Origin of the sequence: Bacillus sp. CGMCC 1.60114, assembly GCF_042676365.1 — a bacterium.
Classification (GTDB): Bacteria; Bacillota; Bacilli; order Bacillales; family Bacillaceae_G; genus Bacillus_A; species Bacillus_A rhizoplanae_A.
Genome location: NZ_JBHTHG010000118.1, coordinates 555527 through 569211 on the forward strand (window position 1 = coordinate 555527; position 13685 = coordinate 569211).

Genomic DNA, 13685 nt, shown 5'->3' on the forward strand with positions numbered 1-13685 from the left:
TCCAGGTGGGAGTGTTGTTGTTCTATATTTTAAGGGGGAGAGCCAATATTGTTTTTTACTCGAAATGATTCCCCTAATCATTTCTTGTTTCCATACATTATTTTTTATAAATAGATAACCTGTCCAATCAAGAGGATATACATTTAAATAGAATGGTATGAGAACTACCTTCAAAGACCACCGTTTTTATTCTTGTTTTTCTAAACGCTACTTTATGTGTCTATCTACATATGAAGTATGGTTATTTGGAAAGGAGAGGTTTACAATAGCTTATTCATTCGAACAATGCATGAATATATGTTTAGAAATTTTCATTGCTCCAGATACAGATATAGAGCTTTCTATTAGTGACTACAACGAATGTTCGCCAGGGGTTACAATTCATGGTGACGTAATCATCATTGTGTTACCGTTAGTTGCATGTGTAGAAATTACAATCGAGGATGATTTTAGCATTTCGGTTGAACTTATTGGTTCATTAGTCTTTCTTTCTCTCCCGCCTGATAATAAGGAATAACACCAAAAAGCTGTCATCTAATATGGATTATTCGAGGACAGCCACATCACGATCGAGCTAAGCTTATGTAAGGATTGTTTAACGAGTTTCACGCTGCTTAATCGTCAAACATGATACAATTGTAAAGGACACCTAATATATCAAAGACGGTCTTTTTCTCATTCCCATGAGCTTTTCACATGTTTTTCTGTAGGAGAGTGAACAAGTGGACTAATACCTTTGGTCACTCTTGAGTGTTTTTGTATGGCTTGGAACAAAAGATGAGATGACTTTATAATGCTAACTCTTTTTTTAACAAGGTAAGATTATAATCATGAAATTTTTTCATTGCTTTTGGATAATTATATTTTTTTATGAGGGCATATGTTTCTTCTTGTTTGTCTTCTAGTAATAACTGTTTAACTTGTGAAATATAATCAATTGATTCGGATATTCTCTTTTTCATCTCTGTTTTATCATTTGTAAATCCACCATGTCCTGGTATTAAGATGTTGATATCATATTTCTCTATTATAGATTCGAATTTTTTTAAAGTTGCTAAATAGTCATCACTGCTATGATAAATATACGGAAACTCTACATTAGATAAGTAGTCTCCAGCTATTACGATACCAAATGGTTCGAGAACTGTAATAATGCCATCTTCAGTATGACCTGGAGCCTGATAAAAATAAAATTTTATATCTCCTATTTCTAATTCCTCATATTCTTTGCTAATTGAAATATCTACATTTGGAAACTTTATTTCATATCCTCTTGTTAAATAATAGGAATCATCAAAATCTTTAATGCTATTGATAATTGATTGCTTGTCGGGGTAATCATTTAATTTCTTACTTGCAATTACTTTGATGTGAGAAAACGCACCGTAACCTAAAATATGATCAAAATCGGAATGTGTAAAAAGTAAGTAAACGTCTTTATGTTTTTTATTTTTATAAACATAGTTCTGAATTTCATTTACTTCATTAGGTAACCAAGTAGGATCTATTACTAATACCAATTTATCAGTTTCTATAATAACTGAGTTTGTTTGATAAAGAGCGCTTTGAAAGATGGTTATGTGATTATCTTTATACTGAATCATAGTCCTATGCCCCCATTTTAGAATTGTTCATTTGTTTTGATGAGATTTAGATACATATCTCTATAAAATCAAAAATTATAAAAAAATAAAAGGAAATTATTACAAATACTCTACAGAAAGAATATCATTCTTTTTGTTTGTAAGCTATGAAATCTTTTAGCTTGCTGGGTATATGAATGTACCCCTTATTGAATTATCACTATCTGCACTCTTCTTCTCTTTATTAGTGGCTTATAGGGAATAGTGCATTGAAAAAGAAACCGAAACAATATTGTTTCGGTTTCTTTTTGTTCATTGATTAATATTCTATTTCATCATAATCTTTAGGCTGTGGTACTGGTTGCATATTACTTGCGTCTTTTGGATCGCTGTAAATAGCATTTTCCTCCGTATTTAATTTTCTAATGTTTGATTTTTTATTATAATTAGGCTGTTTTTTCATCTGAATCATCTCCTTAACATCTTTTCAAATGTAATTATGTCCTATACTACTCTTTTCTACTCTACTTGAATAATTAGGAGTTGATTCACATATTTATTTATTTTTTTGGTTTTTATCAATTGTAAAAATACGGTAAATGAAATTAGCTATTGATTTTTTATTATCTAATTGTTTTATCACGTCATCAAGATTCTAAAAAACAAAGAAAGTTTCGGGATAAACCTTTAACGACTTACATGTTAATTTTGTTTTGCTTTATAACGTCTTTCTTCATATAACTGATAGGCCCAGATGGATGCGGTAAGCCAAGTTCCGCTAGCTAGGTAACCTCCCAGTACATCACTTGGATAATGAACTCCTAAGTATATACGACTTACGCCAATAGCAATAATCATTATTGTGCTAATTAAAATTAAAATAACACGTCCAAATGAACTTTTGACGTGCCGCCACAACAAAAAAGCGACGATTCCGTACAAACTAAATGCAGCCATTGAATGTCCACTAGGAAAACTGAACCCATTCGCATCAACAATACGATGAATACTTGGTCTGGCACGCTGAAATATCATCTTTAATATCCAATTTAGAAGTGCTGATCCTATAACAACCCACACGAATAAAATCAATTCTCTTCGATGGTGCAAAACCTTATATAAAAAAAGGATGATAGCTACCGCAAGAAAAACAACGGATAGCCCCGACCCGATGAAAGTAAAGAATTTCATGATACTTGTAAGTGTTGGAGATTCCAGTCCTTGAATAAAAGAGATGACGGCATTGTCAAATCCAACAATTTTTTGGTCACTTATAAGCAGTGCAATGAGCCCAAATGCACTAGCACATAAAAGACTAATAAAAAAAGCGCGAGTTAGTTGTAATTTTAAATTCATTTCGTTAAAATAATCCTCCTTAAATACACATGCCTATCATCAATTACAGCAATCATACTGCTCTTGTTACAGGCAAGCAACGATAGATCCGAATATTTGCCATGATATTTGCCGGTATTACTGGCAAATCCGTTATAGCATTAAAGGTACCTATCACTATACTTCTCTGTCCTTCGGATATAATAAGCTTTTTGTCTTCTTCTGTAAAGGTGTAGTAAAGTCCGTATGAAACAAATGGTATCCAAGCCCGAAATAAATGACCGCAAAATCTAGAAATGAGGACAGAGCGTCGGCCAAAATGGTCAAACAACATCACAATTGGTATTAAAAGCTAGAGAAACATAAGAAAAGTGGCCAAGCGTAAAAAGTGTAGAAATCATAAAAACCAAATAACACGATGATTTATATTTATAAAATCTTATCCTCACTATTATTTTTTAGTCTCACTTCTTTATTCATTCATATAGGAAACAGGTAATAACAAGTCCACATCGGTTCCTTTTCCTTCCTCGCTTCGTATCTTGATTTCTCCCTTATGTTGTTTCATAATATTTTTTGCAATAGCTAGCCCTAATCCTGTTCCCCCTGTCTCTCGACTCCTTGCTTTATCCACCCGGTAAAATCGTTCAAAAATATGTTCTATTTCTTCCTTGGGGATACCGATACCATAATCGCTTACTCGTATAACAGCATGATCTTCCTTCTTCTCTAAGAAAATTTCAATTTTGTCAGAACTATACTTGATAGCGTTATCGAGCAATATGATGATGACTTGTTTTATCTTCAGCTCATCCATTTTAACTATAATAGGTGCTTGATCGTAATGGAGTGTAATTTCTCTTCTATAAACATCTTTGAATTGCTGTAAAATGCTTTGACATAGTGATACTAAATCAGATGATTTCATTTCTAAAACAGTTTCTTTTTCTGATGCCGCTAAATCCAGTAATGCTTCCGTCATTCTTTGCATTCGAGTTGCTTCTGAATGAATTGCCTCAATTGCTTCTATTGTCATTTCTTCGTTTTTGATGCCTCGTCTTCTTATTAAATTGGCATAACTTCTAATAACTGTAAGAGGGGTCTTTAGCTCATGAGAGGCATCCGAAATAAATTGTTTTTGTTTTTCGGAGTTTTCTTGTAGTCTCTTAATCATAAGGTTAAACGCTGTAGCCAACTTTTCAAGTTCATCCTTTGTTTGTTTATGAATAGCTATTGTTTTTGGAACACCGCTTTGTTCAATATCTTCCATCGTTTTAATCATATTGGAAATTGGTCGCATAATAATATTTGACAACCATCTTCCACTGAGAAGAGACAATATAACGGCGATAGCGGAACAAGCGATAAGAATAGATAATAAAATATCTTTTCTCGTTTCAAGTCCGGTTAACCGCTCGCCAATCTCCAATGTACCCACCACATGATTATCAAAAGTAATGGGAACGCGAGTGATTAAGATTTGTTCCTCACGAATTTTGTATAGCTGTGACTCAGATTTTTTAGAGAATTTAGCTCCTATATCAAATAAATGTTTATCATCCGTAACTTGGCTGATCACATGAGAATCAGAATCTATAATCCGAATGAAGGAATGCTCGACTAAATATGATTTTAATGTGTCTTCTGTCAGCATCGTTGTATTTTGTTTATGAAGTTCTTGTATAATATCGTGTGTTTTTTCAAACAGTACTTGTTCTTCCATATTTACAGTTGTTTTCATAAAAGAAAAAAATACAACAACGTTTATAATTAGTAATATACAAAATAGCCAAGCTGTCGTTAACAAATTAATTTTTGTTGTGATCTTCATCTTATTTCTCCCTTATGGAATACCCTATTCCCCGGATTGTATGAATTAATGGAGAAGAGAACTCCTCGTCTATCTTCTTTCTAAGATGACGAATATACACGTCGATTACATTCGTTTCTCCTTCGTATTCATATCCCCAAACATGAGTAAGAATACCCTCACGTGTTACAATCTTGTTTTTATTAGTAAGTAGATATACTAATAAATCATACTCTTTTGGAGTTAGTGAAATGGATTTCCCGTTCCTTGTCACTTCTCTCGTATCCATATTTATCGATAAATCAGCAATGGATAAAAGAGTTGCTTGTTTATGTAACGGAACCCCAGCTGTCATCATGGTGTTCGAACGAATGCTTGAACGTACCCGCGCAAGAAGTTCCTCCATTTCAAACGGTTTTGTAACATAATCATTTGCCCCTTGGTCTAAGCCCATGACTTTATCTAATGTTGTATTTCGAGCCGTTAAGAGGATTACCGGTACATGGATACCAGCCTTTCTTAATCGTCGTAACACTTCTATACCGCTCAATTCCGGCAACATTACATCCAGCAAGATTAAATCTAAATTTTCGTGTAAGGCTACTTCTAATCCTGATTTCCCATCATGTTTTACTAATACTTCGTACTCTTCATACTCCAGTTCTAACTGTAGTACCCTGGCTATTTGCACTTCATCTTCTACAACTAAAATCCGTTTGTTCATAATCTCCTCTTCTTTCTACATTCATTGTCTGTCATATTTCTGTATGCACTGGATATTAAATTTGCTTATTTACGATAAGGCGAAACATCTCAAATAGTAAGAAATTCAAGAATATCCACACCGCGCCATATACATATCCACCCACGATATCGCTTGGAAGTATATGAGAAAACCCAATATTTGCAATTGCTATACATAGTAATAGTAATATACCCAGAAGAGGGAGAGCAAATTGTATATACTTATTCTTCAGGTGGCGTACCATTAGAAATAAGCAGCTGCCAAACACAATAATGGTAATGGTTGCTTTTTCATCTGGAAAAGTAGAAGAACGAGTTGCCGCATCTTTTCCAATAAAGTGAAAATAAGACAGTGTGTGTATGATCGCATTATGGTATATATGCGCTCCAAGTATGGAAACGATAAGTAAGAGGCCTTCAAGCCATCTATTCCTTCCTTTTCTCCAAATGGCTAAAATCGTAATCATAATGAGAACACTAAATGCGATAGGTGACTGCAACGATAGGAATCCTTTGATACTACTTGTCCATCCTGTTTGAAGTACAGAATGAACAATATAGGTAGTAACCTCGTTAAACTGAGTAAACTCATTATATAAATAATCCTGTGCCATTCCCAACATTAAGGTTGTCATTCCTAGTAAGACTAGTGTAAGACTGATAAGGAATACTTCCGTTGCTCGGATTGTTCGAAAATAAGAAATAAGCCGATTAAGCAGTCGAATGAAAAAGCTTTTGATTTGATTTTTGTAAAATTTGTAAACTAGTAACCCTACTATAACGATAGCGAGTACAAGGACAATGTAGATGAGATATCGACCGGCCAATTTATGAAAATCCTGCCAGCGCGGTCCTAATATTTTACCTAGTGTAATAAAGCTAATTGCCCATAAACTTGCCCCTATATATGCTGGAATAAAGAAGGTTCGATACGGCATTCTTGAAATACCAGATACGTATCCTGTGAAGTGCCGAACCCCAGTAATGAAATAAGCAACTACCAACAATTTACTGCCTGATCGCTCCATCCAAGCGGCTACTTTTTTGTAGTTCTTAGGTCCAAGGTGAATATACCGTCCATACTTCTCAATCAGTTTATAGCCTCCTAACCTTCCAATCCAGTATGTGACTGTAATTCCGACTCCTCCCGCAGCAATAGCTGTCAGAATGGCCAAGGTGTAATCCATTTTTCCTTGAAACACAAAATATCCGGCAAAACTCATAAAGAATTCAGCCGAAATCGGAACCGCAAGCAGTTCAATCAAAATAACAGTGAATAAAATACTATAGCTGTGCTGCTCAAATAATGAAATTAAATGTTCCATGTCGTTCCTCCGAGCCTCATTCTTTTTTTTGTTTTTATTTATAAACTACCATAGCACCAAATACTCGTTTTTTTTCATTTTTAATTCAATTTTAATGTAATTTTCATAGGATGTTCAGCTTCCCTCGGTACACTTAGGGTACATATTTTTGGTGAGTTTGAGTGTTCACTTTTCTAAATAAGTCACCAAACTCTAACAAGTAAGGAGTTGAACAATATGAACTATGAAATATTTCAATGGATTAACGATTTGGCCGGTCGCTCCTCTTTTTTAGATAGAGGTATGATATTCATCACTAATAGCGTACCTTATGTCGTAATCGCATTCATGTTATTTCTATGGTTTACTACAAACAAAGAAAAAAGAGTAGAAAAACAATATACAGCTATATACATTGTCTTTTCTTGCTTACTTGGATTGTCCATAAACGCAATCCTTCACCTTGTCTACTACCATCCACGTCCATTCGTGGCACACCATGTTCATCAATTAATACCGCATCCTGCTGATTCTTCGTTTGTAAGTGATCACTCGGTATTAGTATTCTCTATAGCATGTACGCTGTTGCTACGAAAAGATTCTTGGAAGTATCCGGTATTAATATGGGCAATAATTGTTGGCATTTCGCGTGTATTCGTCGGGGTCCATTATCCTGCAGACGTGATTGGTGGCGCTCTTATTTCATATGGGGCAAGCCTATTGGTTATGAAGTTCTCTAAAAAGTTGGAGCCTTTAGTACAAGTAGTGTTCTACATGTATAAGAAATTAACGAAACATATCCCTTTCCTAGCTAAGTACAGCTATAAGATCTAAATCTAGAAAGATAAGGATGTTTCTAAGGAAAAAGAGCGCAAGCTCCTATGATTACTAGAGAAACATACTTTTTCTTATATTTCGAAAATTACATTTACACAAATGAAACGAGGAGGTCAGAGAATGAAGAAGATTATTGAGGGATCGATGCAACGAGGCATATTAATGATTATTTGTGCTCTCATTATATTGGCTTGGGGAGGCATTTCTGCTTTCCAAATGCAACGCGACTACTTACCAGGAATTAACAACAATACTCTTACAGTAAGTATGCGTGTTCCAGCGGAGCAAGCAGATCAAATCAAGAAAGAGATTACAGACCCGCTTGCGAGTGCTGCACAAACTGTAGACGGATTAGCGAACGTAGAAACAACCTCATATGATGGTGGTTTGTTTATGAGTTTGTATTTTCCTATGAATTTTGACATGAAGAAAGCAGAAGACGAAGTAAACAAAGCGTTGGCAAATGCACAGTTACCGCCTACTGTTACAGCGAAACCAACTGTGACGAGAGTCACTACAAGTTCATTTCCTGTTTTAACGTATAGCTTAACAAGCTCTAAATTTAACGAACAAGCACTGCGCTCTAACGTACAACAAGACATTGTAAAACAACTCAAATCTGTACCAGGTGTTTCAGATGTGAGTGTCTTTGGCGGAGCAAAGGATGGATTTGTATTAAACGTACGCATGAAGGATTTAGCAAAAAACGGACTAACACTGGATGATGTAAATAAATCTTTAGCTACATCTCTTCCAAGTTTACCAAAAGGAACAATGCTAAATAATCAATTATCCATTCCAGTAAGCTTTGATGGATTAACACTAGATGAACAACAAATAAAAAATGTACCTGTTAAAAATGCAGAAGGGAAAACTGTACCGTTATCAGCGATTGCAGATATCTCTCATTCCTTAAATGATGTGAAGACTGTGTCTAGAACAAATGGTCAAGCTAGCGTAGTGCTAAATGTTATTAAAACTCCTTCTGCTAATATTACAGACGTAGCACAACAGGTAAAAGACCGAGTACAACATCTTGATTCCGTTAAAAATGGTGACGTTTCAATGCAAGTCTTATTGGATCGCGAACAGGAGTTAAACAGTTCCTTATTCGGATTAGTTCGAGAAGGATTACTCGGCTGTGTATTCTCCATGATCTGTGTATTTTTCTTTTTCCGTAATGTTCGATCCACTTTGCTTATCGCAATCTCATTGCCGATTTCCCTATTGGCAACAACTGCGATATTAAAATCTATGGGTATCACGTTAAATATTTTAACAGTTTCCGGTTTGATTGTAGCGATGGGACGAATTGTGGATGATTCGATTGTCATTTTGGATAACATGTACCGTAAAAAAGAAGAATCAAAAGAGAAATCTTTACTCTCATTACTAGGGTCTGCGGTAACGGAAATGTTACCTGCGATTCTCGCATCCACTTTAACAACTATTGCAGTATATATACCGATCACCATGGTAGGAGGTATGATCAGTGCATCTTACAGTGGATTTGCTTGGTCAGTAGTCATTGCGCTTATTACTTCATTCTTTGTTGCGATGTTCGTCATCCCAGCTTTAGCATTCATGGGTTGGAAAGGTGCTCCATCCAATAAAAAATCAGTAAGCATAGAGCCGAAGATGAAGCCGGTTTTACAATCTGCTTTAAAACATAAAAAAACAATGGTGTTTGGGTCTGTTATTATCTTTGTGTTCGCAGCCATTTATGCTGCTTTCCTTCCTATTAACTTTTTGCCAAGCGCCAAATCTGGTCAAATTGCCGTTAAGGTAGAATTACCAAAAGGAAGTACATTACCAGAAGTAGATGCAGAAGTTCAAAAAGTGGAAAAAACTTTAAAAGAAAATCCGAAGGTGAAATCGTATTCTTCTAGCTTTGGTTCCACTATGACTCCTCAAAGTGATGATGTGTTCGACCAAGGAGGAGGATTTATTCAAAGTCCAAATGTCGCGAATCTCTCTGTTGCATTGAAAAATGATAAGGATGCAGATTCTGTTATTCAAAATTTACAATCTCAATTGCCGCATCTTTCCGATAAAGTAGCCTATACCGTAACTAGTCAAAATATCTCCGGTGATGATTCACAAATGAAACTATTGCTCACTGGTGCAGACCAAGTTACACTCGATCAAACGGCTCAAAAGGTAAGAACGGAGTTAGCAAAAATACCTGGATTAAGCGTAGATGGAAAAGTAGATTTAACGAATGGATTACCGAAATATAAAGTAACTTTAAATCGTTCAGCTATTGAACAACAAGGTGTGAACGTTGCCGACATCCTAAAAGTAGTAAACAGATATATGGCACAGGCGAAGGATGCAACGATTACCATTAATCACAAGAACCTTCCAGTAGACGTATATCTCGATCAAATTGCTTCTGGACAGGATTCAAAGGTTCAGATCGATGCTTCGCCAAGTGATGTAATGGCTTCATTAGGAGCTGAAGCGTTCCAAACGAAAAACGGAAATAGTGTAAGATTTGACCAGCTAGCAACGATTACAAAAGATTCATCTCCGTCTACAATCAGTGAACGAGATGGCCAACCATTTTCTGTTGTTACAGCTCAAATTACTTCAAATGACATTAACAAAGTTTCAGGCCAAGTGGATCAAACACTGCAAAACATGAAGCTTCCGAATGGTGTAAGTTATTCTATAGGAGGTATATCAGAACAAGTTAAACAAATGATTTTTGATATGTCCGTTGCTATAGCGTTCTCCATTTTGTTAGTGTTACTGATTATTTCATCAGTATTTAAAGGTTGGAGAGCTCCATTAGCTGTACTCCTCAGCATTCCGCTTGCCTTAAGTGGTGTCGTAGTTGCACTCGTGCTATTTGGCGGGGAATGGAACTTAGCAGCCCTAATTGGGGTACTTATGTTGACGGGAATCGTGGTAACGAACGGAATTGTATTAATCGACAAAATCGAACGAAATCGAAAAGAAGGAATGCCTATTAAAGAGGCTGTTTTGAATGGTAGCCTTTCAAGGATTAGACCAATTTTAATGACAGCAGCAGCAACAATCCTTACTTTGTTACCACTTGCATTTTCTCATAATGCGGATACGGTTATTTCTCAAACATTAGGTATCGTGGTTATAGGAGGAATGGTAACATCGACAATTAACAGTTTTATTATCATTCCAATTATTTATGAGTGGCTTCATAAGAAGTCCGCTCACAGTAAAATAGAAGTAACAAAGGATGCTAAACACTTATCCTAAACATTATAGAAATACTGCCAATAAAAATAGATTTTTTAAAAGAAAATTTTGTTCCTCTAATTTAAAGAAACAAAAGCCTCAAAAACTGTAGTTTTTGAGGCTTTTTTATTTTAAGAATGTTATATCACAAAGAGATGAAAGTACTGGAACTCTCCATTGTGAATTTTTCTTGCAAACTATGAGAACTAATTCTTCTGTCATTCAATTCATTTACGATTGGTAAAAATGCAGAAAATTAACTTATCAGTATTTATAATGAATTTTAAAAAAAGACCGCCTCATTGACGATCTTTTTAAACTACATCTCCCGTTACTAACATAGAATTTTTTTGAAGGCCATCGGAACGCAGGCTGTACGCGACTACTTTCTTCTTGTACTGTTTGAACACATCAACGTGATCGTCATAGCTGTATACAGAAAACCTAACATCCTTTTTTCCCCTCTTAGTATCAATTATTACTGGAGTCCCACTGCTCTGTGGAGGAAAGTAATATTTCTCTAAAAATAACGCTTCGTTAAAATGATTAATAACTTCAATTTTTCCTTCGTTTTGTAAGCGTTTTCCGTCGAACGTTACAGTGACACTCTCGTCATTAAGCGTTGGATGCAATTCAAATTTGCTGACAAATGAGTCTACAACAGAGGTTGGAATAGATGTCACTATTATTTTAATCAAACCAAAAATAATCAACGAAACTATAAACCAGGTCGTCATATTTTATCATCTCCGTTACGGTTTAAAATAATATCATTACATAACTAATATTACCATAGTGCAAATAGTTAAATTTTGTACATTATGTGAAACTTGATAAAGTTATGGGGAAATGTCAATGGTAAATCATGGTCACACCAATGGTCTTTGATATTTTAGGCATCGTATACAATTGTTCTATGCTACACAATCATGCAGCTTAATTAAAAAAATGGAACCCCCCCGCTTCAACTAAAATTAATCTTATATAATCTTAGTTTGGCTTGATGTGCATATGGTGCTATCCATACATAAAATGTTTACTACATTAAAAAGCTTGCATTCAATTGAATGCAAGCGATCTGGGATTCCTTATAAAGTGAAACTTTAATCAGTGGGGATTTTCTTCATCTCCCACTGATTATTAGCCCTCACCAATCGGACTTTTACGGGCAGTTTATCTCCCAACTAACTTCTTTGTTTTTGTCGAATTTTGAGGTGAAGTATTACTGCCCGTTAAGAAGGGATAAACTAGGGCTATTTTTAATTTGCAACAATTTAACAATGCAAACTCCCTTTCAACCAAGGACGTTGACGATGGAAACCAATCGGTATCTGGATTAGGCTCGTTTTTTCTTCTGAACTAAGCTTATAAATTTCATCACACACGTTAACATCGAACCCAAGAAGCGGGTGTCCTCCTAGCCCAAGGGCGGAAGCTGCTAACAATAATTTTTGTACAAGAATGCCTGCTTCCATCTGTTGAATGCGATATCCTCTATATCCAAGTGCTGTTTTAAGGTGATTTTTATCCCCTACCACATGTAGACAAAGCGGCACTTGGAATAGGTTCACATTGTGGAATGTCATTCCGCTTTGCAGTAAAAGTCGATGATCTCCAAGCTGTACTTGTCGTAATGCATGAGCATCACTGTCATAATGATAAACGCCGTTCTGAATACCTTCAACGCCAAGCACACATACATACAGTGAGACTCGGATCATGCGTGCTTCGTGCGTTTCATCCAAATCGTTTTGATAAGCAAAGGAATCAGTTGCATCGTATAGTAACTTAGTCAATTGTTCTTGACTCATTTTCTTAAAAGTGAAATCCATTTCTGGTGAAAATCGATTTTGGCACGCAGATGCTAAGTCGTACGACATTCGCTTTATACGAGGAAGAACTAACGCTTGACCATCACGCATTTTATTCGTTTCACTCTTGATTTTTTGAAACGCTCGTGTAGATTCAAGCATAGATGCTTCATTCATTTGAATTAGCATCGGATACTCTGCAATCTTTCGTGATCGGACATAGTGATTATGATGAATGATTGGTAATTCTTCGCATAGTTGAGTAGCAGAGACTTCTATATTCGTAGCATCATCTTCATTATTAAACTGTGGGGTTTCAAAATTTATCGATAGAGGGATAACTGCATACGCACTCTCCTCTTTTTCGGATAACCCAAGTAAATGATTGATGGCCCGGTCTAGAAATTGAAAATGCACGCTTGATGTGAATCCAAATTTTTTTGCCACTTCTTGCAATTGTCCTATTAGCACGCCTGCATCCAATCCTTGCAGACGATAAGAAAAGTTATGGTATTTAAAAAAGTTTTTCCAAAACATTGTCGATACAAAAACAACACCAAAACAAGTGGATATGTCACAACTATTTCCAAGAGCCCGCGTTACATAGGAATCAAAATGACCTTCTCTTACTAACACTAAGCGGTGGTGTGCTACATCATAGTGATAAATCCCAACAGGCACATTTTCTGTCTTTAAATATATATACAATTCATTTGGATATAAGCCTCCACCCGAGGGAACAAATCTCCGATACGACTGCATAAAATTTATTTCTGGTGTTGGTAAGGTTGACTGACAGAATTGAGTAATCCCAAATACGTACCAGAGAAAATGACCGATTTCGCGAAGATTTGGTTCTGTTGATACTTCGAGATTTTCAAGTGTCAGTGTTACTTCTGAAGATAACGGAATTCCCGGTAAGTCCCGATAAAGCTTATATGAAAGTGGACCATCTTCCCAATCCACCTCCCAAGTCGAAGATGTTGATTCGTCGGTATTAAAATGTAAATTGTTCAAAAATGTCTCTAAACCCATCCTT

General features: G+C 35.6%; 11 protein-coding genes and 1 pseudogene. 3 read left to right on the plus strand and 9 right to left on the minus strand.

All coding sequences use genetic code 11. The features are described 5' to 3' along the window. Nucleotides 1-214 precede the first annotated feature (214 nt). Nucleotides 215-517 (plus strand): hypothetical protein, encoded by a 303-nt coding sequence (locus ACFQZ1_RS24115; protein WP_377884691.1) that lies wholly within the window; start codon nucleotides 215-217, stop codon nucleotides 515-517. 97 nt (nucleotides 518-614) lie between these two features. On the opposite strand, the pseudogene ACFQZ1_RS24120 reads toward ACFQZ1_RS24115, so the two are convergent. From ACFQZ1_RS24120 to ACFQZ1_RS24150, 7 genes and pseudogenes are all read right to left on the minus strand, one after another. Further along, nucleotides 615-777, minus strand: a pseudogene (locus tag ACFQZ1_RS24120) (IS4 family transposase); the annotation flags it as partial. A gap of 11 nt (nucleotides 778-788) precedes the next feature. Next, complete coding sequence (locus ACFQZ1_RS24125) at nucleotides 789-1604, minus strand: MBL fold metallo-hydrolase (RefSeq protein ID WP_377884692.1); 816 nt, start codon at nucleotides 1602-1604, stop codon at nucleotides 789-791. A 298-nt stretch (nucleotides 1605-1902) separates the two neighbouring features. Beyond that, the gene (locus tag ACFQZ1_RS24130; protein WP_377884693.1) at nucleotides 1903-2046 is read right to left on the minus strand and encodes a hypothetical protein; all 144 of its coding nucleotides are present in this window, start codon (nucleotides 2044-2046) and stop codon (nucleotides 1903-1905) included. Between the two features lie 239 nt (nucleotides 2047-2285). Further along, nucleotides 2286-2939 (minus strand): phosphatase PAP2 family protein, encoded by a 654-nt coding sequence (locus tag ACFQZ1_RS24135; protein WP_377884694.1) that lies wholly within the window; start codon nucleotides 2937-2939, stop codon nucleotides 2286-2288. Between the two features lie 451 nt (nucleotides 2940-3390). Continuing rightward, a complete protein-coding gene (locus ACFQZ1_RS24140; protein WP_377884695.1) occupies nucleotides 3391-4749 on the minus strand; it encodes a HAMP domain-containing sensor histidine kinase in 1359 nt (452 codons plus the stop codon). Between the two features lies 1 nt (nucleotide 4750). Continuing rightward, nucleotides 4751-5452 carry a response regulator transcription factor gene (locus ACFQZ1_RS24145; protein WP_377884696.1) on the minus strand — a complete coding sequence of 234 codons (702 nt, stop codon included), beginning with the start codon at nucleotides 5450-5452 and terminating at the stop codon, nucleotides 4751-4753. A gap of 55 nt (nucleotides 5453-5507) precedes the next feature. Next, nucleotides 5508-6797: a VTT domain-containing protein gene (locus ACFQZ1_RS24150; protein ID WP_377884697.1), complete on the minus strand. Its 1290-nt coding sequence runs from the start codon at nucleotides 6795-6797 to the stop codon at nucleotides 5508-5510. A 216-nt stretch (nucleotides 6798-7013) separates the two neighbouring features. On the opposite strand from ACFQZ1_RS24150, the gene ACFQZ1_RS24155 reads away from it, so the two are divergent. Next, a complete protein-coding gene (locus tag ACFQZ1_RS24155) occupies nucleotides 7014-7610 on the plus strand; it encodes an undecaprenyl-diphosphatase (RefSeq protein ID WP_377884698.1) in 597 nt (198 codons plus the stop codon). A gap of 123 nt (nucleotides 7611-7733) precedes the next feature. Then, complete coding sequence (locus ACFQZ1_RS24160; RefSeq protein ID WP_377884699.1) at nucleotides 7734-10856, plus strand: efflux RND transporter permease subunit; 3123 nt, start codon at nucleotides 7734-7736, stop codon at nucleotides 10854-10856. Between the two features lie 293 nt (nucleotides 10857-11149). Here the strand turns inward: ACFQZ1_RS24160 and ACFQZ1_RS24165 are convergent, their stop codons facing one another. Together ACFQZ1_RS24165 and ACFQZ1_RS24170 are read right to left on the minus strand one after the other, a co-directional pair. Then, complete coding sequence (locus ACFQZ1_RS24165) at nucleotides 11150-11572, minus strand: YfmQ family protein (RefSeq protein ID WP_377884700.1); 423 nt, start codon at nucleotides 11570-11572, stop codon at nucleotides 11150-11152. Nucleotides 11573-12109: 537 nt separating this feature from the next. Beyond that, nucleotides 12110-13681: a SagB family peptide dehydrogenase gene (locus ACFQZ1_RS24170; protein ID WP_377884701.1), complete on the minus strand. Its 1572-nt coding sequence runs from the start codon at nucleotides 13679-13681 to the stop codon at nucleotides 12110-12112. Nucleotides 13682-13685 lie beyond the last annotated feature (4 nt).